The 21,069-nt window shown below is 51.4% G+C and carries 16 protein-coding genes; 7 read left to right on the top strand and 9 right to left on the bottom strand.

Annotated elements, in window-relative coordinates:
* Positions 1-100: 100 nt before the first annotated feature.
* Positions 101-1,513 (bottom strand): sigma-54-dependent transcriptional regulator, encoded by a 1,413-nt coding sequence (locus ACXJJX_RS09955; protein WP_456434445.1) that lies wholly within the window; start codon positions 1,511-1,513, stop codon positions 101-103.
* A 114-nt stretch (positions 1,514-1,627) separates the two neighbouring features.
* Between ACXJJX_RS09955 and ACXJJX_RS09950 the strand changes: the two genes are divergently transcribed.
* From ACXJJX_RS09950 to ACXJJX_RS09940, 3 genes are read left to right on the top strand one after another with little or no spacing between them, the layout of a single operon-like run.
* Positions 1,628-3,133, top strand: a complete 1,506-nt coding sequence (locus ACXJJX_RS09950) for a HAMP domain-containing sensor histidine kinase (RefSeq protein WP_456434444.1) — start codon at positions 1,628-1,630, stop codon at positions 3,131-3,133.
* Positions 3,109-3,603, top strand: a complete 495-nt coding sequence (locus ACXJJX_RS09945) for a hypothetical protein (protein ID WP_456434443.1) — start codon at positions 3,109-3,111, stop codon at positions 3,601-3,603. Before ACXJJX_RS09950 ends, ACXJJX_RS09945 begins: the two co-directional genes overlap by 25 nt.
* 16 nt (positions 3,604-3,619) lie before the next feature.
* Positions 3,620-7,189 carry a YhdP family protein gene (locus tag ACXJJX_RS09940; RefSeq protein ID WP_456434442.1) on the top strand — a complete coding sequence of 1,190 codons (3,570 nt, stop codon included), beginning with the start codon at positions 3,620-3,622 and terminating at the stop codon, positions 7,187-7,189.
* On the opposite strand, the gene ACXJJX_RS09935 is transcribed toward ACXJJX_RS09940, so the two are convergent.
* Positions 7,173-8,243, bottom strand: coding sequence for a mannose-1-phosphate guanylyltransferase (locus ACXJJX_RS09935; RefSeq protein ID WP_456434441.1), 1,071 nt, complete (start codon positions 8,241-8,243; stop codon positions 7,173-7,175). The two genes, ACXJJX_RS09940 and ACXJJX_RS09935, sit on opposite strands and share 17 nt — an antisense overlap.
* Positions 8,244-8,385: 142 nt before the next feature.
* On the opposite strand from ACXJJX_RS09935, the gene ACXJJX_RS09930 reads away from it, so the two are divergent.
* On the top strand, positions 8,386-9,402 hold the full coding sequence (locus ACXJJX_RS09930) for a PhoH family protein (RefSeq protein WP_456434569.1): 1,017 nt from the start codon (positions 8,386-8,388) through the stop codon (positions 9,400-9,402).
* Here ACXJJX_RS09930 and ACXJJX_RS09925 read toward each other — a convergent pair.
* Positions 9,356-10,312 (bottom strand): ABC transporter substrate-binding protein, encoded by a 957-nt coding sequence (locus tag ACXJJX_RS09925; RefSeq protein WP_456434440.1) that lies wholly within the window; start codon positions 10,310-10,312, stop codon positions 9,356-9,358. The two genes, ACXJJX_RS09930 and ACXJJX_RS09925, sit on opposite strands and share 47 nt — an antisense overlap.
* Before the next feature lie 129 nt (positions 10,313-10,441).
* Here ACXJJX_RS09925 and ACXJJX_RS09920 point away from each other — a divergent pair, with 129 nt between their 5' ends.
* A complete protein-coding gene (locus ACXJJX_RS09920; protein WP_456434439.1) occupies positions 10,442-11,203 on the top strand; it encodes a hypothetical protein in 762 nt (253 codons plus the stop codon).
* 43 nt (positions 11,204-11,246) lie between these two features.
* Here the strand turns inward: ACXJJX_RS09920 and ACXJJX_RS09915 are convergent, their stop codons facing one another.
* Positions 11,247-12,107, bottom strand: coding sequence for a thiamine pyrophosphate-dependent enzyme (locus tag ACXJJX_RS09915; RefSeq protein WP_456434438.1), 861 nt, complete (start codon positions 12,105-12,107; stop codon positions 11,247-11,249).
* The gene (locus ACXJJX_RS09910) at positions 12,107-13,756 is read right to left on the bottom strand and encodes a 2-oxoacid:acceptor oxidoreductase subunit alpha (RefSeq protein WP_456434437.1); all 1,650 of its coding nucleotides are present in this window, start codon (positions 13,754-13,756) and stop codon (positions 12,107-12,109) included. The genes ACXJJX_RS09915 and ACXJJX_RS09910 overlap by 1 nt, the downstream gene beginning before the upstream one ends.
* A 181-nt stretch (positions 13,757-13,937) precedes the next feature.
* Here ACXJJX_RS09910 and ACXJJX_RS09905 point away from each other — a divergent pair, with 181 nt between their 5' ends.
* On the top strand, positions 13,938-15,950 hold the full coding sequence (locus tag ACXJJX_RS09905; protein ID WP_456434436.1) for an ATP-binding protein: 2,013 nt from the start codon (positions 13,938-13,940) through the stop codon (positions 15,948-15,950).
* A gap of 17 nt (positions 15,951-15,967) precedes the next feature.
* Entirely contained in the window at positions 15,968-16,981 is a 1,014-nt protein-coding gene (locus tag ACXJJX_RS09900) for a magnesium chelatase ATPase subunit I (RefSeq protein ID WP_456434435.1), read from the top strand.
* Here ACXJJX_RS09900 and ACXJJX_RS09895 read toward each other — a convergent pair.
* From ACXJJX_RS09895 to ACXJJX_RS09880, 4 genes are all read right to left on the bottom strand, one after another.
* Positions 16,971-18,686 (bottom strand): ABC-ATPase domain-containing protein, encoded by a 1,716-nt coding sequence (locus ACXJJX_RS09895; protein WP_456434434.1) that lies wholly within the window; start codon positions 18,684-18,686, stop codon positions 16,971-16,973. The two genes, ACXJJX_RS09900 and ACXJJX_RS09895, sit on opposite strands and share 11 nt — an antisense overlap.
* Before the next feature lie 60 nt (positions 18,687-18,746).
* Complete coding sequence (locus ACXJJX_RS09890; protein ID WP_456434433.1) at positions 18,747-18,953, bottom strand: hypothetical protein; 207 nt, start codon at positions 18,951-18,953, stop codon at positions 18,747-18,749.
* Positions 18,954-19,041: 88 nt separating this feature from the next.
* A complete protein-coding gene (locus tag ACXJJX_RS09885) occupies positions 19,042-19,965 on the bottom strand; it encodes a hypothetical protein (protein ID WP_456434432.1) in 924 nt (307 codons plus the stop codon).
* A gap of 33 nt (positions 19,966-19,998) precedes the next feature.
* Positions 19,999-20,925: a trypsin-like peptidase domain-containing protein gene (locus ACXJJX_RS09880; RefSeq protein ID WP_456434431.1), complete on the bottom strand. Its 927-nt coding sequence runs from the start codon at positions 20,923-20,925 to the stop codon at positions 19,999-20,001.
* Positions 20,926-21,069: the final 144 nt, after the last annotated feature.

Genomic DNA, 21,069 nt, shown 5'->3' with positions numbered 1-21,069 from the left:
CTAAAACCAAGGGCCTGATAATAACCAATCAGGCTCTCCAAAGAATCCAAGATTCCAGACCAGTCCATGTTTTATTTTTGTATGGATATCCCTTCAGGGCTTAGCTTTTACGTAGGTCCTTACCTACAGTTAGAGCCTGAGAGCGATGGCGGTATTTTTTGGGATCAAGGCCGTATTTTTGGAAAAGTTTGTAGAAGTCGGCCCGATAATATCCCGCTAATCTAGCCGCCCGACTAACATTTCCTTTGGTTAATCTAAAGAGATCTTCTAAATACCTTTTGACGAACTGATCCTTTGCCTCCCTTAGGGGTTTAAGCTCTATCGGAACCTGTTCCTGAAGAAGAGGAGTGTTAGCCAGCATGGCCTTGTTGATCACCTTCCCTGGAGCCAGGGCCGTGAGATATTCAATAAGATTTTCAAGTTCGCGGACATTTCCCGGCCAATGGTAGGAGACAAAAAGATCAACCACTTCAGACTCAATGGTCTCAATTCTTTTCCCCATTTTTTGGGAAAACTTTTCGAAAAAATGCCTCATAAGGAGAGGAATATCTTCACGCCTTTCTCTCAATGGTGGAAGATGAATAGGAACCACGTGGATCCGATAATAAAGATCCTCCCGGAATCGACCTTCGTCGACCATCTGTTTGAGATCCCTTTTGGTAGCCACAATCAGACGAACATCAACCTTTTTGGTCTGATCACTACCTAAGGGTCTGACCTCCCCGGTCTCTACCACCCGGAGCAACTTGGCCTGCATAGCCTCACTCATCTCCCCCACCTCATCGAGAAAAAGGGTCCCTCGATGGGCCTGAACAAAAAGCCCCACCTTGGAGCCTACGGCCCCGGTATAAGCCCCCTTTAGGTGGCCGAAAAGCTCATCCTCAAGAAGAGTCTCCGGAATAGCCGCACAGTTAACGGCCACAAAAGGACCTTTGGCTCGGGGACTATGGACGTGAATGGCCTTGGCCACTAGTTCCTTGCCGGTGCCTGATTCTCCGTAGATGGTCACCGTACTTTCGGTGGGGGCTACGGCCATAATTTGCCGAAAGACAGCCTTCATCTTGGGGCTTTCTCCAATCATATCCTCAAAGATAAACTTCTCTACCACCAGCTGCTTGAGATTGGCTACTTGGCGGAGGAGGTCCCTTTTTTCAATGGCTTTTTCTATCTTGAGGGCCAAGTCCCGATGGTCAACCGGTTTGGTCACATAGGAGAAGGCCCCCGCCTTCACTGTCTCCACAGCCTGCTCAATTGATCCATAAGCTGTAAAAAGAATGACCTGAATGGTTGGATCAACCTTCTGACACTCAAGCATCAACTCCAAACCGGTCATTCGATCCATTCGCTGATCAGTAATAACAACATCGAAGTCCTCTTCCTGGAAAAGATCTAAGGCCTCTTCGGGATCGCTAACGGCGACCACCTCATAGCCCTTAAACTCCAAACGCATCTTCAAGACCTCTAAGATATTGAGATCATCATCTACCAATAAGATACGCCTTTTCTTCTCCATCCTGCGGCTCTTCTTTTTGGAGTTGTTTTTGCTTCTCTTTATTGGCAACATTTGTGCCATAGATCTCTCCATTTAAAAAAATTTAAAGCCACAGAGCCTTTGACGGGATTAATTATGAAACCTTACTTCAAACACCTAAGCCTTTATCACAAACTCTGTCTGGGCTATATCATCCTTCTATTTATCACTTTTTTGCCCTGCGCTGTATCTCTTTATTCTCTGAGCAGGCTAGAAGGTCTGGCCGTAAGTTTAGCCCAGGAAGACGTCGAGTTGACCACTACCATCGAGTACCTAAAAGGGCTCTTACCTTCTATCGAGGCCGAAGGCCGACGTCTGGTGACCCTTTACAAAGAAGACGCCTACCAGACCTTAATTACTCTGGCCAATGACTTCAAAGACAGACTGACCATCATAAAAGACAAAGGGCCCCCTCGAGCAAGGACGGTCTGCCGGAGGCTGGAAGAAAGTCTCGAGCGTCTAAAGGACCTAGCCGAAGAGGTAAAAAGAGAGCTCCCCAAAAGCCCCCCTGCCAGTCTCAGCCCTCAGGAGATCAGACGAGAAGAAGAGGTCAAGGAACGGGTCAGCCAGATGAGCCATTTTCTGGCCGAGACCGAAAGATCCATACGTCTAGACATCAGAACTAAAGCAGCCCGCATCTCTGAGAAAACCTCCCGAGACCGGAAGATCACCTTCTTTACCTTTCTGGTAGCTTTAGTCTTTGCCCTCCTGGCCCCTTGGTTTCTTTACAAGTACATCAAGCGTCCCATAGACTCCCTTAAAAAAGGCACTGAGGCCATCGGTCGAGGCCAGTTCGACCATATCATTCCGGTGCTGGCTGAAGACGAACTGGGGCAACTAGCCCAGGCCTTCAATAAGATGACCGGAAGGCTAAAGGAACTCGATACTCTTAAGTCGGAGTTTATCTCTGTAGTTAGCCATGAATTAAGGACTCCCCTGACCTCCATAAAAGAGGCGGCCAGTCTTCTCCTTGACCTGGATGTCGCCCCCCTTAATCCCAAACAAAAAAGGCTGATAGAGATCATCGATGAGGGAATCTCCCGGCTCCATGGTTTCATCGATGACCTCCTTCACCTGACGAGGCTGGAAGCCAAATTGATTCCAGTGGAAAAACACCCCCATAACCCCCTCCGACTGATAAGAGAGGTCCGCAATACCCTTTTACCAGCGGCCAAAGAAAAAGAGATCTCCATTGAGGTCATTGCCCCCCAAGACCTAGAAGAGGCCCTCATCGATGCTGACCGTACTTTCCGTGCCTTGATGAATATTATCCACAACGCCATCAAATTCAGCCCGCAAGGAGGAAAAATAAACATTGTTGTCACTAGTTATTATGATAAACATAGGCATAGGTGGTTGAGGATCGGAGTAGTTGATGCCGGTTTAGGGATCCCGGCCACAGAGCGAGAAAAGGTATTTGACAAGTTCTACCAGGTCCAGGCCCTGCGTCATAAAGACGGCTGTGGCCTGGGGCTAGCAATCGCCAGGGAACTTATCCTCGCCCAAGGAGGCCGGATTTGGCTAGAGAGCCCGCCAGAAGAAAAGGTAGCCATTGTATCCGGAAAGGGTACCGTTTTTTGGCTGGAGTTGCCCTATTCCTGATCATCTCCTCCTGCGCCCCTAGGTCTAACCAGGCCATTCAACCACGTCTTAAAGTTCTCAAAGGGTGGGCCCTTTTTGAGGCTAAGTATTCTTCTAAAAATTTCAAAGAGGCCCAGGCCATCCTAGAGGATCTTCTCAACAAAGAGGATTACCGGTGTCGGGCGGCCTTTTATCTCTTTGTCCTTAAAGGAAAAAACAGGGATCGCTATCTTGATATCCTGCGCTCCACATCGTGTAGACAGAGGCTTCCGGCTGAAAATATCCTCTTAGATAGATACCTTCGTCTTCAGAAAGAGGCCCAAAGCTGTCATCAAAGCCTTAAAAATAGCCAAAAGGCCAATTCCTCTCTTAAGAAGAGAAACATTGCTCTCGAAGAGAGGATCAAACAGCTTCGGTTTGAACTTGAAAAGCTGGAAGAGATCCGCCGAGATACTGAAAGACGTCGTCTTAAAGAAGGCTCTCCCCCATAACATAAAAGGTTTGTAAATGAAGATTCTTAATAGATGGCTTCTGGCCACAGCTGCCTTAATAGTGGGTCTTGTTTTGGCTCTAGCCCTGGTTTTACCCCATCTCATTGACCTAAAACCCATACGGGGGAGGATCTCCCAGGAGCTCTCAACAAGGCTTAAAACCCAAGTTGCCATCGGGAGCCTTAAGATTCAAATCTTACCTCGCCCTCAGGCCAAGATAGCCTCCCTGATCCTAGAGTCAGGACGCTTTAAGGCCGACATCCAGAGTCTTTCTATCAGGCTCAGTCTATGGGGACTTTTTAAAAGAGAGTTACTCTTTGAAAGCATTAAGCTGGAGTCTCCCAGGGTGGAGATCTTCCTCCAAGAAAGTCAAAGAAAAAGTCCTTGGCAGAGGGAATTAGCCGGCATCCTGGCCACCTCTGCCTTCCTTGAGGTCAAGGACGGTCAGGTTGCCATCTGGCGGGGAAAGAAGAGGCTGGCCCAGCTTAAGTCGATCTCTGGGGCCTTAAGGACCGGACAGGGCCAAGGCTTGCTTGAGGCCCAGATGCAAGGCTCATTCTTTGAAAGGGCCGAAGCTTCCTTGAGGATCAATGAAAGCGGAGGCCTTGATGGCCGGGTAGAGGTCTCCAACCTAAAACTTCATCTCCTGCCTGTAAGCCCCCCTCAAAAGATACCTTTTCAACCCAAGGAGGCCGAATTAAATCTCAGGCTGACCTTAAACCTGGAATCGCTTAAGTCTTTCGAGGTCGGTTTTTCTGGAAGCATCCCCTGTTATCGGCTCCCCCAAAGGGAATATGCCATCCGCTGTGGCCACTTTGAAGGCTGGGCCACCAGGAAAGAAAACCTCTTTCGCCTGAGGATCATCTCTTTAAAACTTGATTATCCCCGCCTGCTGGGAGAGGGAGAGTTCTGGTATCAACCAGGCCGAGAAGTCGGCTACCGTTTCTCTGGCCAGGACATAGACGTCTCTACTTTAAGGACTGTGGCCCTTGATCTTCTGGGGTCATACCGAAGTGTCAAGAGGCTCTTTGAGATTGTCCGTGGGGGGATGGCCACCGAACTTGAAATCAGTGAAAGGGCCCCAGATCTCCAGACTCTCAAAGACATCTCCAGGATCAAACTCCAGACTAGTTTCAAAGAGGCTCAGGTAATCCTGCCCCACTCTGGCCTTAAGATTGAAAAAGGCCAGGGGGAGCTGAACCTCAGGGAGGCTATTCTCAGGGCTGATGGCCTTTCGGCCCAGATCGGCAGGAGCCGAGTCCTTGAGGCCAAGGTTGAGATTGCTCTTAAAGACTCAAGGGGGCCCCTTAATCTCGAGCTTCAAGGAATTTGCCAGCTGGAAGAAGTTCACGATATTGTCCATCGTTTCGTCAAGAAAGGCCCCTTAAGGCACCACCTTGATCTCTTCTACCGCTCCCAGGGCCAGGCTTATGTCTCCCTGAGCCTTCGGGGTACGCGGAAAAAGGTCATTCCGGTCTTTGAGGCCCGAAAGATAAAGGCTAGGGTTAGACATCGCCGTCTGCCCTATCCTATCAGGGTTGATCAGGGATCTTTTGGCTATCGAGAAGGGATTATCTGGTGGGAAGGGGTCTCTGGGGCCCTGGGCAAGAGTGTGGTTGAGGAGAGTTCAGGGCGCCTCAGGCTTAAAGGGCTCTTGATCAGGGCCAACCTATCTTCAAAGGTCTTCCTCCCAGAGCTTGACGCCTGGGTCCAAAAGGAACCCCTCTTTAAACCTCTGGCTCAAAGGATTCGCTTTCCCGAAGGCCAAGCCCGGATAAAGACCAGTATCAGGGGGCCTCTCAAAGACCCCGATCGCCTTAAGTTTGAGCTTTCAGGCACTCTTGAGCAGACAAGGATAAATATCGCTAAACTCCCGGCAGATCTTCACGTAGAAGAGGGACTCTTTAATTTTTCTCCCCAGCGTTTGGTTATCAAAAAAGCCCGGGGTCAATTTCTAGAAAGTGACCTCCAGGTAAAAGGAATCCTCCTTGAGCCCTTAAAAGGCATAAAGGAATTGCGGCTTTCGGGCAAAGGGGTCCTCAGAGGCCCTCTGGCTGCCTGGATCTTCAAACTCTCCAAGGCTCCCAAGGAGATTTTTCCCCGAACGCCTTTAAGCATTAGGGATTTCTCCCTGGTATCAAACCTTAACGACAAAACCGAACTCCACCTTCTGGCAGCCAGAAAAAGAGTAATCCTTGACTTGAGGCTATTATCTGACCCCAAGGTCTTTGAAATCCTCCGCCTCTGTCTCTCCTCACCCCAGAAAGAAATAGAGCTTTCTTTTAGACTCAACCGGGGGGAACCCTTCTTTGAACTTAGGCTCTCAGGTCAGGCTGACGGAGAATTGCTCGAGACTTTTTTGGAGAAGAACCAGATCCTTAATGGAACTATCTTCGGCGATCTCAAAGCCCGGATCAATCTTTCTGAACCTGGTCAGAGCATCATTGAAGGAGAAATACACCTCAATAGGCTTCGTCGGCTCCTGGGGCTCAAGGTTCCCCTTAGGTTAGATCATCTAGCCCTTGAGGCCAGTGGATCCCGGATCACCATTAAAGATCTGGTGGCCGCCACCCCAGAGAACCGCTTCCAGGCCAGCGGATGGCTGGAGATCCGGGAGGGGATCTTTTGGTTCGATTTCGACTTTTTGACCCCAAAGTTTGACTGGCCGGCTTTCAAAAGGCGCTTTTTGAGCTCTCCAGGTCAGAGACGGAAGCTACCGGTTGCTGGCCGGATCAGCTTTGCCACCCCGCAGTTTATCTATCATTCGGATCGGGTGTTTGACGATGTCTCTGGAACCTTGGAATTTATGGAGGGCCAAGAGATTCTTATCCAGCTCAAGAAGGCTACCTATTGTGGAGTTCTTCTTTCGGGGAAGATAAAAATCCTTCCCTCAAAGATGGCTGACTTGGCCTTTGACCTTTCGGCCCACCAGGCCGACCTTGAAAAGCTGGCCTTTTGTCTGGCCGGAGAACAACACCTTTTTGAGGGTCGCTTTGATCTTAGCGGCCACTTAGAGGCTCGCGGAAAAGAAAACCCCTTGGCCGAAGAATCCCAGGGCAATTTTCAATTCTCTGCCTCTGAAGGCCGAATCTATCGGCTAAGCCTTCTCTCCAAGCTCTTCACTCTGTTGAACCCTTTGGAGATCTTCCGCGGCGGGCTTCCTGATCTGGTAAAAGAAGGATTTGCCTACGAGAAAATCGATGGGCAGGCTGAACTTAAAGACGGAATCTTAAAGATAAATTATCTGGCTATCGACGGTCGCCCAATGAAGATCTTTGCCGAGGGCAAGATAAATCTCCTCACCTCCCAGGCTGATCTAGAAATCCTGGTAGCCCCTCTTAAGACTATCGATAGCATTGTTAGCAAGATCCCCATCCTGGGCTTTGTCCTTACGGGGAAAAAAAAGGTCCTTATCTCCATTCCGGTAAAGGTGGAAGGCCCCCTCAACGATCCTAATGTCTGGCCTCTTCCACCGACATCCATCGGTTCTGGAATCCTGGGAGTGGTAAAAAGGGCCTTTAAGTTGCCGACCTTAATCCTAAAACCCTTAGAAGGGCAAGAAACTGCCCCTAGAGAAACTCCTTAAGCCCCCTTTTCTCCAACTCCTTAACCACCCCCCTTACCTCCTGGAGTCTCTCCCGGGGGCAGATAAGAATGGCGTCGCCTTCCACTACGACCACCATCCCCTCAATCCCGATGGCGGCCACAATCTGCCCAGAGGACACCTGGATAAGGCTGTCCCGGACACCTCGGGCGACAATGCCCGGGGAGAGGACATTGCCATCCTCGTCCTTGGCCGAGATCTCATAGAGGGCCTCCCAGCTCCCAAGATCGTTCCAGCCAATATCGGCCGGGATGACGGCCACATTTGAGGCTTTTTCCATAATCCCGTAGTCGATAGACTGCGAGGGCATGGCTGAAAAGGCCGTCTTCAGAAGACTTTCAAAATCCGGACTCTGATAGGCCCTCTTGATAGCCATAAGCTCCTGATAGAGGGCTGGCATAAGGTTCCTGATGGCCTCCATAATCACCGAAGGGCGCCAGACAAACATGCCACTGTTCCAGAGGAAATTCCCCGTTGAAAGATAGGCCTCAGCCGTCTGTCGGTCAGGCTTTTCTTTGAAAGCCTGAACCCTAAAGGCTCCTTCTTTCTCCAGGGCCCCGCCCATTTCAATGTATCCATAGCCTGTCTCTGGCCGGGTCGGCTTTATCCCTAAGGTAACCAAAAAGTCGGTCTCTTGGGCCAAGAGAAGGGCCTTGGTTAGAATCTCCCGAAAGATTCCCTCCTTCTCGATGAGATGATCAGAAGGCAAAAGGGCCATAGGTAAATCCCCACAGTGGTTTAGGATATGGACCGCAGCCCATCCGGCACAGGCTGCTGTTGACCGTGGCAGGGGCTCTATTAGAAAATTTTCTGAGGGGATCTCCGAGGCTTCGGCCCGCACGGCCTCGGCCAGATCGACCCCGGTAATAAGGAGAATCCTCTCCGGGGGAAAAAGAGGGAGAAGACGATCAATCGTCTGACGCAGCATACTCCTTGAGCCCACGATGGGCAAAAGCTGTTTAGGAAGCCCCCTTCGCGACCGAGGCCAGAATCTTGTCCCCTTGCCCCCGGCCATGATTACCGCATATCCCTCCATACCCACCTCCGTAATAAGTGGCTCGCTAACTTTATTTTTAGAGCAGATCGGCTATAATTTATTCACAAAAACGTAAAAAAAGATCGAAAAAATATCTCAAAAAAAACGGAGGTTGGAGGCCACAGAGAGCCTCAAAAAGTTTATGGAACTTAGAGAAAACACTAAAGCTACCATTGTCGAAAGAGAGCTTGACGATAACGCTCTGGCCCGCTGGCTCTATGGCGAACAGGGCGCCCACCTTAAGGTGATTGAGAAGGCCCTTAATGTCAACATCAAGGTCCGGGGGAATAAAGTCACCATTAGTGGAGATCCCATTGATGCCGATTTGGCTGGCCGGACCTGTATGGAGCTTTACGGCCTTCTTAAAGAAGGCTACCCCCTTTATCCTAACGATGTTGAATACGCCATAAGGATTATTTCGGCAGATCCTCAGGCCCGCCTCAAAGACGTCTTTCTGGATACGGTCTTTGTTAGCTCAGGCAAGCGGGTAATCACTCCTAAAAGCCTTACCCAAAAACGATACATAGATGCCATCCGGCAGTATGATATCGTTTTCGGTATCGGACCGGCTGGAACCGGAAAGACCTATTTGGCCATGGCCATGGCCATTGCCTACCTGATCAAAAACGAGGTCTCAAGGATTGTTTTGGCCCGACCGGCGGTAGAGGCCGGCGAAAAATTGGGATTCCTCCCTGGAGATTTGGCTGAAAAAGTTAACCCTTACCTGCGGCCCCTTTATGACGCCCTCTATGATATGCTTCCCTTTGAAAAGGCCTCCCGTTTTATCCAGAAGGGGGTCATTGAGGTGGCCCCCCTGGCCTTCATGCGGGGCCGGACCTTAAACGACGCCTTCATCATCCTGGATGAGGCCCAGAATACCACCAGCGAACAGATGAAAATGTTCCTTACCCGATTGGGTTACAGCTCTAAAGCCGTTATTACTGGGGACATCACCCAGATAGATCTTCCTGATAGCCGACGTTCAGGCCTGATAGAGGCCGCAAGGATCCTCAAAAACGTAGAAGGTATCTCTTTTATCTACTTCAGCAAAGAAGACGTGGTCCGACATCCCCTTGTTCAGCGAATAATCGAGGCCTACGAAAGCGAAGAGACTAACGGGGAGCCAGCTTCTCCCAGGCAACTGGCATCAGATCAATAAGAGAAAGGGGCTTTAGCTCCCTAGGGCCTGATAGCCCCTTGCGGGTAGGAAGTCTGACCTCAAAGGCCCTAATGAGCTCCCTTTGTCCCTCCTCGGAGATAAGCCAAGCCAAAAGTTGCCTAGCCAGAGGAAGGGCGGGAGTGTCCTTAATCAAAGAAACCGTGGAAAAAACAGCAAAGGCCCCCAGGGAAAGTTTCCCCTGATCGGGCAGAATCAGGCGAAAGGGCCCCCCTTTTTGGAGGACCACAAAGGCCTCTTTGAGACCCAAAAGCCCTATCTGGGCCCGATCACTGACCAGGGCCCGGGCAATATCTCCTTCGCGGTCAAGAAAGAGGGCCCCCTGGTTCTTGAGTCGAATCAGGCCCTCCTCCAAGGTCCTGGGACCAAGTATGAGCCCTAGGGCCTCCCAGAAGAGTTTGCCCCCTGGCTGATCCGGGGCTGGTAAGGCAACCCGGGCTGGCCAATTTTTATCCAAAAGGTCTTCTATCCCTGAAGGAGCCGGATCGAGCCCTCGATGAACCAACAAAACCTTGAGATCAGCGGCCACCCCAAACCAATATCCCTCAGGATCACGGGCCTGAGCAACAAGCTCATCAAAGCCAGGAGGGATGTAAGGTTCCAGAAGATCAAGCCTTTTTAACCTTATCGCCAAAAGGGGACTGTCGGCCCAGAGAAGATCAAAGGAGCCCTCTTGGGCCTCTTTGAGGGCCTCCTTAAAAGAAAGTGCCTCTAGGTGAACCTCTAAGGAGGCCTTCTCTGAAAAGACTTCTAGGACTTGGGCCACCGGTTCCCGAAGCTCCCCAACAACAACTACATTGAGGGCCTGGGGCCTTTCCCTGGTAAACCAGAAGACTACCGAGAGGACGGCCAAGATAGCTACCATCAAGAGAAGGTTTTTAGCCACCGACATGGGCCTTTCCTAGCAAATATTAGTATTTTCTGCAAAGCCTCTCTATGCCAGGGAACAAGAATTCCTTGCATTTTTCCTCAGAGGATCTTACTTAGTACAGACCTTAAGAAATTCAAAAGGAGGAAGAACATGCCCCGAAAGGCCATGATTTTGAGTCTAGCGCTTCTCCTCATCATGGTAAGCAGTCTTTTTGCCCAGGAGACGAAAGTAATCATAAGGGCCAGAGCCAAGGATGCAAAGTTTATCGGTACCTCTATGGGGGGAGCCTTGGTGACCATTCGAGACGCCCACACCGGAGAAATCTTGAGTAAAGGTGTTATCCAAGGAACCACCGGCAACACCAAACTTCTCATGACTACACCCATCGTCCGGGGGATGAGGCTTACGGATGACCTCACTGCCGGCTTTGAGGCCGTACTTGATATTGAGGAGCCTCGCAAAATCGAGATCGAGGTGCTGGCCCCCTATGGCCAACCTCAAGCCATGGCCCGAGCCACGGTGACTACTTGGGTCATCCCAGGGAAAGACATCCTGGGAGACGGAATCATCCTTGAGATTCCGGGATTTGTCGTTCGGGTAACCAATCCGCCGGCCCACACCTTTTTAAAGGCCCCGACGACCCTCAGTCTAGTGGCTGCCGTGACCCCGATGTGTGGTTGTCCGGTGTCCCCCAATACTTTCTGGAATCCTGAGGCCTATGAGGTCGCTGCTATCGTCAAGAAAAATGGCCACCCTTACAGGACGGTGCCCCTCAAGTTCTCAGGAAAGACCAACTACTACCAGGCCGATGTCTCTCTTACCGAACCCGGAGCCTATCAGTTCATCATTTACGCTTTTGATCCGTCTACAGGAAACACCGGGGTCGATATGACTACCGTAGTCGTAAGGTAGGATTAGAAACTAAAAAGAGGGGGAAGTATCCCCCTCTTTTGTTCTAGATGTGTTTTTTAAGGAGGGACGAGACCCCATGAGGGGTCATCTTTACGGGAACTCTTCCTTTGAGCAGACGTTCTTCATAGGTTGGTTTTTCCACCCGGTAAAAGATGCCGATAGGGATCCTTTCTCCCAGACCATAACCCCACTGCCTGGCCCGAAGAAAGGCCGCCTCCCAATCAAAGGGGTTATGTTCCTCCTCACCTAGCTCATAGACCCTCTCGTTGTAGTAATCATAGGTGTTAAAGAAGGTGTAGCAGGGCTGAAGGACATCAATAAAGGCAAACCCCGGGTGTCTTATGGCCGCCTTAATGAGGGCCGTAAGGTGTTTTATTCTGGCCGAATAGGCCCGAGCAACAAAGGTGGCCCCAGCAGAAAGCATCAATTCCAAGGGATTAAAGGGCTCCTCTGGGCTCCCCTTGGGCGTGGAGCGCCCCTTAAAACCGGTTGGACTGGTGGGGGTAAATTGGCCGGTCGTCAGACCATAAACCCGATTATTATGGACGATAAAGGTAAGATCAATATTTCTCTTGGCAGCAAAGATGAGATGTTCAATCCCCTCCCCATAGGCATCACCATCACCGGCATGGCCGATAACCACTAGCTCGGGATTGGCCAGTTTGATCCCGGAGATGGTCGGTGGCACTCGGCCATGAAGGGAATAAAAGCTGTTTATGTTTACATAATCGACGATCTTAGCGTGGCAACCTATCCCTGAGGCTAAAACCACCCGGTGAGGTTGAAGCCCATCCTCTTCAGCCAGTTCGACCAAGGCCTGGAAAAGGGCGTTTAGGATCCCAAAGTTGCCACAGCCAGGACACCACGTGTTTACGGCATAGGTTTTGAGGTCTTTTCTTTCCATCAGAGCACCTCCTCCAAGGCCTCTTTTAAGGATTCAATAGTAAATGGCCGGGCGTCATAACGGAGAACCGTCTCATCCACCACCAGACCGTGGGCCTTTGCTAACTGGGCCAGTTGCCCGGTAGCATTGACCTCAACAGCAATGACCTTCTTTGTCCCTTTAAGGGCCTCCCTGAGTAAGAGCCCAGGAAAGGGCTCAAGGACAAGGGGTTGAATGATCTTAAGCCCCAAGTCTTTGGCTATCTCTATGCAGGCTCCCTTGGTTGCCCCCCAACACAAAATGGCTGTCTCAGCCTCGGGGTCTCCATAGACCTTAAGGAGTTCATGGCCCTCTAGCTCTTTAACTAGGGCCCTTGCCTTCTGGAGGCGTTTTGCCTGCATCCGCGAAATCTCTTCGGGATCTTCGGTAGTGATCCCGAACTCATCGTGTTCATAAGAGCTCACCTTGACTACCGCCCCTGGTGTTCCCGGAAAAAGAAGGGGAGAGATACCATCTTTGGTCCGGAGATAGCGACGATAGCCCCGCCTTTCCTCGGAGATAAGAGGGCCTACAGGACTTAGGTCCTCTGGAGAAGCCTCAAAGCTAAAGGTACTTTCACTTAGGTGTTTGTCAGAAAGAACAAAGGCCGGGATCTGGAACTTCCAGGCCAAGTTGAGGGCCAGTCCGGTAAGGAAAAAGGCCTCTTCCAGGTCCCCCGGAGCCACCACCAGCCGAGGAAACTCCCCATGACCAGCATGGAGAACAAAGAAAAGGTCTGCCTGCATAGTATAGGTTGGGACACCAGTACTCGGCCCGGCCCGCTGACATTCTACAAAGACGATGGGGATCTCGGCCTGGCCGGCTAGGCTTACAGCCTCAGTCATAAGGGCAAATCCCCCACCAGAGGTGCCCACCATAACCTTGGCCCCGGCATAAGCTGCTCCCAGGGCCATGAGGGCCACAGCAATCTCGCTTTCTGGATGGACAGTGACCACTCCAAGCTCCTCCTCATGGGCGGCCAGATAGTGGAGGATGCTTGAGGCCGGGGTCATTGGGTAAGCGATGTAGATATTCAGCCCGGCCTGGACGGCCCCCAAAGCGATGGCTTCATTGCCGGTAAGAAGGGGAACAGGAGAAGCGCTCAGAGGATCAACCTTGAGCCCCAGGCCAACGGTCTGTTCGTAAGCGCTTCGGGCAATCTGAAGATTGGTCTCCAGGGCCTTAGGGATGGTGTCTTCTATGACCCCAGAGACTACCTCCCAGTCTATCTCCCAAAACCCGGCCAAGGCCCCAATGGCGGCAGTATTACGCATAATAGGGGCTCCCTGATGGGCCCTAACCAGGGCCCTAAAATCCACCCCCACCCCTTCGGCCTTGACCTTTTGGGCGTCGAAGAGGATGGTGCCTCCCTCTTTCAGACGCCAACGATGTCTCTCCACGGTCTCCTGGTTAAGGGCCACAATAAGGTCAACCCGCTCTCGATGGGCCAAGATTTTTTTCTCGGCGGCCCGGATGATGGAAAAATTATGTCCACCTCGGATAAGGGATGGATAGTCATCATAGAAAAAAATACGATAACCCAAGCGGTTTAAAAGCTTGGCTACTGTGTTTCCAGCCTGACGGATCCCGTCTCCGGCCTGCCCTCCAATGAGGATGGAAAACTCTTTCATTGTGTCCCCCTTTCACTTGGTTTCTCCACCTCTTGTCTCAGACAAGTTAGACACCCAGAGCGCCTCTGCCAATTGATTTTTGAAAAGATTTTAGCTCTTCTTCCTCAAAGGCAGACCGGAGACAGGAGGCGACCTTTATGTTATTTTTGAAAAATTAGTATGCCTTAGTTTCAACAACGAGATGAAAGCTATCTTAAAGAAGACATATCCCTTTTCAGCCATTGTCGGCCAAGAAGAGATGAAGCTGGCGTTGATGTTGGCGGCAGTCTCCCCTGCGGTCTCTGGGGTTCTTCTTCGGGGTGAGAAAGGTTCAGGGAAGTCTACAGCAGCCAGGGCCCTCGCCAGAATCCTACCAGAGGTAGAGGTCATCAAGGGCTGTCCCTTTGGCTCCAGCGGCCATGATCCATTATGTCACCTATGTAAGGTCCCGACAAATTGTCGTTCCGAGGGATCATTTTGGCGGCCAGCTCCTTTTGTCAATCTGCCCCTTTCTATTACCGATGACGCCCTATTTGGAGCCATTGACTTAGATAAAGCTCTAAAAGAAGGGCGGAAATGTCTTCGCCCCGGGCTTTTAGCCCGGGCCAATCACGGCGTTCTCTATATCGATGAGGTTAATCTCCTCGAGGATCACCTAGTTGCCGGCCTTTTGAATGTTGCCGAAAATGGAATCAATATTGTCGAAAGAGAATCTTTAAGCCTTGTCCATCCGGCAAGATTCATCCTCATCGGCTCCATGAACCCGGAGGAAGGGGAACTCTCTCCGCAGTTTCTGGACCGCTTTGGCCTCTGTGTAAGTGTAAAAGGGGAGAAGGATCCAGGCCTGAGGTCTGAGATCATCCGGCGCCGGCTTCTTTTTGAAAAAGATCCCTTATCCTTTAGCCAAGCCTATGAATCAAAAGAGGCTGAGCTCCGAAACAGGATCAGGGAGGCCCGAAACCTATATCCCTCTGTGGCCATCCCTCGGCACATCCGGAGCTTTATCGCCGAGGTCTGCCGGGAGAATAATGTCCCTGGACATAGGGCCGATCTTATCCTCCAGACAGCAGCTACTGCCCGAGCCGCCCTTGAGGGGCGTCTTGAAGTCAAATACGAAGACGTTGAAGCAGTGGCCGAGATGGTCTTAAGACACCGCCGACGGGAGGCCGAAGCCAGATCAACCCCTCCCAAAGACAAACAAGAGATCCTTTCCCAGGCCTCGCCTTCAAAGACAAGGCAAGACCAAACCCCAGATCTGAGGCCTGAGGCCTCTCAAGACAGACCTCCCAAGGAGGCCGAAGGAGAAGGCAGAGGCGAAGAAGCTCCCCACTTTCTGCCACCTCAAGAGCCTAAAGAGCATCAAGGACAGGATAGCCAGGATCAAGTCTTCAAGGTCGGGAACCCCTTCAGGGTCAGGTCTTTTGGGGATCAAAGTGACCGGAGAAGACGGGTAGCCCGGACTGGAAGGCGTTCAAGTACCCTTAACAAACTCCCCCGAGGACGCTTTGTGCGGGCCGTAATTCCCAAGGGGCCGGTACGAGATCTGGCCATTGCCGCCACCGTTCGGGCAGCAGCCATCAGACAGGTCTCCAGGGGCCAGGGGAAGCTAATCATCCGGGAGGAAGACCTTCGCCAGAAGTTGCGGAAGACAAAGACCGGCCATCTCCTACTTTTCTGCCTCGACGGCTCTGGTTCCATGGGGGCAGAGGCCAGGATGACTGAGACCAAAGGGGCCATCTTGAGCCTTCTTCTGTCGGCCTATCAGCACCGTGATCGAGTAGGACTTATGATCTTTCGAGGCCAGGAGGCCCAATTGGTGCTGCCCCCGACAAACTCGGTAGAGCTGGCTGCCCGGCTTCTGGAGACCCTGCCTGTTGGAGGTTCGACCCCTCTTTCGGCTGCCTTGGCCAGATTAGGAGAGCTACTGCGGCAGAAATTGCGCCAGGATCCAGATCTCAAGATTACTGTGATTCTCATCACCGACGGTCGGGGAAATGTAAGCCTTACTGGAGAAAATCCCCGCCTTGAGGTTGAGACCCTTGCCCAAAGACTTAGCCAGACCTTTCCCCAAGTGGAATTCGTGGTCATCGACACCGAAGTCGGAAGTATCCGCCTAGAGATGGCCCGCAGATTGGCCGCCATCCTTTCAGCACGCTATTTTACCCCTGAGGCTTTGAGAGCCGAGGAAATAGCCAGAATAGCCAGACAGAATTGAGTTTAAAGGGAGGCATGATGAAGCGTTACATATATCCCTTTGCAGCCATTGTCGGCCAAGAAGAGATGAAATTGGCCCTTATTCTAAACGTTATCGATCCCTCCATCGGTGGAGTTCTCATCCGAGGGGAGAAGGGAACCGGAAAATCAACCGTAGTCCGGGCCCTAGCCGATATTTTGCCGGAGATAGAAGTCGTCGAAGGTTGCCCTTTCCAGTGTGATCCCGATGACCTGGAGCACCTCTGTCAGGAGTGCCAGGAGAGGCTTCAAGGCCAAGGGCAACTGCCCCGTACACGCCGTAAGATCTGGGTGGTCGATCTCCCCCTTTCGGCCACAGAAGATCGAGTCGTCGGAACTTTGGATATCGAGGCTGCATTGAAAAGTGGCCAGAGACGTTTTGAACCTGGCATTTTGGCTGCAGCTAACCGGGGCATTCTTTATGTGGACGAGGTCAACCTCCTCGACGACCATCTGGTTGATACTCTTCTGGATGCCGCGGCCATGGGAATCAATTTTGTCGAACGTGAGGGAATCAGCTTCGTCCACGCGGCCCGATTTGTCTTGGTGGGGACTATGAATCCTGAGGAGGGGGAGCTTCGACCTCAGCTCCTTGACCGTTTTGGCCTTTGCGTAACCGTGGAAGGGCTCAAAGACCCCAAACAACGGGTTCTGATCATGGAACGTCGGGCTGCCTTTGAGGCCGATCCTGAAGGCTTTTGCCGCCAGTTTGCTTCAGAGAACAAAGTCCTTTCAGAAAGAATCCATACGGCCCGCAAGATTATAAGGAAAATAGAACCTTCCCAAGAGATCCTTTATGAGATTGCCCGAAGGATCGTCACCCTGGGGGTCGACGGACACCGGGCAGACCTTACGGTAGTCAAGGCAGCCCGGGCCCATGCCGCCTTTTATGGACGAGAAGAAATCACTGAAGAAGACATCAAGATGGCTGAAACCTTGGCCTTACCCCATCGGCTAAGACGGCGTCCCTTTGAAGAGATCGGAACCGTGAATTTTAGAGGCCTTAGTCAGTAAGCTGACGGACCTTAAGGCTCCTTAATCTGTTGATGGCCGCCGCCACTTCAAAGCCCCGGGGGAGGGCCAGATCTACGGCTGGAGTCCCTGTAAGGATGTCCAGACCTTGCTTCTCTATCCGGGTCAGGATTGTCTCCAGCCCCTCCCTCAGACTCAACCCCTCTCTGGCTAAATATCGCCCATAGTAACGGATGATCTCGGCTATCGCTCGGGCCTGAGAATCATCAACCAGTTGCTCCACCAAAGAAACATCAATGATCTCCTCCCCAAAGAGGATCTCCCGAAGACCACGACTTTTAACCCTCTCCCGACGCCCTCTTCGGGGCCGAAAACTTTCCGGCCTGGGAGAACGGAACCTCAAAGTGCCAAAGGTCTCTCCTCCCTCTGGCTGACGCCGACTGGGGAAGAGACGCCCTATCTCCTTTGCCCGAGTGGTAAGATCATAGACCCTGTAGTTGTCTAGGGCTATGACCCGATCGGCAACATCGAGATAGTCTCCTGAACCCCCAAGGACAAGGATGGTGGAGACTCCATAATCACGGTAAAGCAGACGGACCTTATCGACAAAGGGAATAATCGGCTCTTTTTCCCGAGGGATGAGGGCCTGCATCCGGGCATCCCGGATGAGAAAGTTGGTCGCAGCGGTGTCTTCGTCTATCAAAAGCACTCGGGCTCCCATTTCCAAGGCCTCCATAATGGACGCGGCCAAAGACGTCGAACCCGAAGCATCTTCAGTGCTAAAGAAGGTGGTTGATCGTCCCATAGGCAGTTCAACAATGAAGGGCGAAATATCTACACCGGCGATATAGCGGCCGTCTTCACTCCGGACCTTGACAGCCCGAGGATGGGTGACTACCCACTGACGGCCATCTTGAGGTATATGGGGGTAGATTCCTCGAGAAAGTGCCTCAAGGAGGGTGGTCTTGCCGTGGAAACCACCGCCAACGATAAGAGTAACCCCTTGAGGTAGGCCCATACCAGAGAGGGAGCCGTGATATTTAGTCTCAACGGTGATCTCAAGTTCAGGCGGACTTCTGAAGGCCACGGCCCCTTCCTCAAGGGGACGATCATCCACCCCAGAGCGCCTTGGCAGGATTGCTCCGTTGCCGACAAAGGCCACCAGGCCCAGATCCTCCAACTGGCTGCGGATATATTCGATATCATCGATGAGATCCACGAATTTCTCCACCTCGGAGGCCTCATGGAAGGAGTAACGGAGGCAACGAGCGGCCTGAGGAATCTCCTCCAAAATCATGGAAAGAGCCACTTGCCCCAGGATTCTCCGACCGGCGGCCGGAAGTCCCATAAAAAAGCGCATCTCAACAAAATCCTCGTTAATTAGACACCCTGAACGATAGATGACCTCCTGAGCCCCGGCATCAACCCGATAAAGACCACTTCCTCCGGTACCTCTGGGCCGTGAAAGGCGGGCCAACTCTCGAGCAAAGGCCCGAAGAAGGTAGTCCTGAAGGGCAACCCTTCTCACCCGAGACTTCCAGAGGCCTTCGGGAAAAGCTGCCCGGGCCATCTCAAGCCTTATCCTGGCTCGACTGGGGGTAGCAAACGGATCTCCTTGGACTCGATCAAGAAAAAAACAAAGGCCAGGGGCCAAGATATAGCCTCCCTCAAGGTCCCGATAGGCCTTGTATCCCCGACCATCAAGACGAGAAAGCTGGGCTTTCAGGTAAGAGATATTCCTTAGCATCCTGGCCTCCAGAACAAAGCCAAGATACCAGGAAAGTCTCTCCCTTAACAGGACAAAGGATCAAAGGGCCTCGATGGGACCGGTAATCTCCAGACTAAAATTGACCCCAGGCAGAAGGATTTTCAGACGTTCTCTAAGGCCAGGACTCTCTTTAGGGATTAAGATTCTGACACCTACATCTCTGTCTCTAAGAGGGATCTCGTAGCCAATGATCTCTCCTTTTTCCATCAACTGGTTAAGGATGAGCTCTATCTCTTCTCTTTTCATCTTTGCCTCTCTTAGTTGTATTAAAAAAAAACAAAAAGGCGGGAGGGATTCATCCCTCCCGCCTAACCCACCTCCTCCTCCGCAGGGTTCAGGCAAAATCAAATCTCACCGAAGGGATAAAAATACAATCCGGGTGGCGAAAGCTCAAAATGGCCAAGGAACCACTGCCCTCGGTCTCCACTCGGAGTCTCAAACTTACCTCAACAATGACCCATTTATTGGCCCCCACGGCCATAGAGGCCGAATAAAGGGCCTGATAGAGATCAATCCGTCCGCTTTCGTTTATGTTGTCGTCGGCCTGACGGAAAAGTTGCCTCTCTACTTTAGGCCCCCAGTAGTTCTGAAAAAGCCTTACTGATATCCGTAGATCCACCGCCGCCTCCTTGGAATTCCACCATTTGTCATTGGAACGAATCCGATACCAACCTCTAGTGACTACCGGTACCAGGACCCTCACTGAACCGATCTTTCGGGGCCAGAAGGCGTAGAAAAATTTACCATAGGTGGTCACATCGTTGTCATCAGTCCAACCTAGGCCGTCTCCTTGGGCCTGAGCATAGAGAAACATCTTCCGGGCCGCCCGGTCTCCCGAACAACTCCCGCGCGTCACTCCGCCTTCATTGTGGGGATAAACCTTGCACCAGAAATGATAAGGGGTCACATCTAGATAGTGCCCGGGAGCCCCTCCACCGACGAGATTGCTCTCCAAGACGAGTTGATCAAGGACCTCTTCCCCTACGGTCTCAAGACATATATCCTCCTGTCCCCTGAGCTGGAAGGTATCTTCAGCCTCCTGGACCTTGGCCGCGGCAAATTCTTTCTCCTTCTGGACTTCGGCCTCAATGGCCTCTGGTTTGAACTTAAGATGCCGGACGAGCTCCATCATCTCAGTCTCGGTTTCCTGGGCCTGAGCCCTCTTGGTGGCCAGGGCCTCTTCGGTCTGGGCAATCTCTTCAGAGACCTCTTTCTCTGAGATTTCATCCAAAAAGGTCTTATCAAACAGTTCCATCATCTCCTCCTTCTTTTGAATTTTCCTGATTGTTTTTTAAGTACCTAAGATATCGATCCCTAAGGCGATCAAAACATTGTGAATGTTGTTGTGGATGGTCACTGCTGAGGAGCCGGCAAAAAGAAGACCTACCGCCTGCCCCTGAGAGGAAAGAAGCAGGGAACCCGAATCACCTCCCTTGGACATATTGGTAGTTAGGATCTGATTGCGAAAATAGCCAACCTTTCCTGCTCCATACCTAACCCCTACAGTGACATCGATCCCTCTGATTCGGCCGGTGGTATATTGGGTGGTGCGGCCGAATTTGAAGACCTTCATCCCCAACCGGGCTACAGTCGTGCCCTGGGGAATCTGGCCATTGGGTAGATAAGGGATTACATAGCGGTGGTCCACCGGTCTAGCGATGGCAGCATCAACTAAGTTATAGGAACCCTTGCCGAATTGGATGGGCACAAAGGCCACAAGACGAGCAATCATCCGGGGAACACATGGCTTACGATCATAAGGACCCGGTTGCAGAATGGGATCGCCAGGACGGGCATTATTGGAGTTGGCCAGGACGTGATTGTTAGAGAGAATATAGACTCCAGAACAACACCGGCTCTTCACCAGACAGCCAAAGGTGCCGGCCGTAATCCGATAGTGGCCGATACTGTATCCCGGCCTGGCCGGCCGCACACAAGCCGTATAGCTTTGAGCTTCAATGAGACCTACCTCAATGACATCTGTAGGTAGACCCTCCAAGTTATCCGGAATCAGGGCTTCAGCAGGAAGATCTTTTTGAGGAATTTTTTTCTCAACATAGATGTGGATACACAAATCCGTAGTTTCTTTACCGCCTACTTCTTTATAACCAATACCAAGACCCAAAACATTCAGTTTCTGAAGAAGATCTTCTTCTACTGTAGTTTTTACCTCTTGAAGCTTAAAAACTAATTCTTCAACAGACATAGATTGTTCCATAAGTGCATCCCCCTTTCTTGTATTTATTGGTATTTCTTAGCAAGAGAGGTACCAGACAAGAAATGCAGATAACTAACTTATTGAAATGACTAACAAAATCTTAAAAACAGCCACCTAAATACTGCAGAAGGGAAAAAATTAGAG

It is taken from the genome of Thermosulfuriphilus sp., from assembly GCF_054026695.1.
Note: the sequence above shows the minus strand (reverse complement) of the source record. Positions and strands in the feature narration are given on the sequence as shown.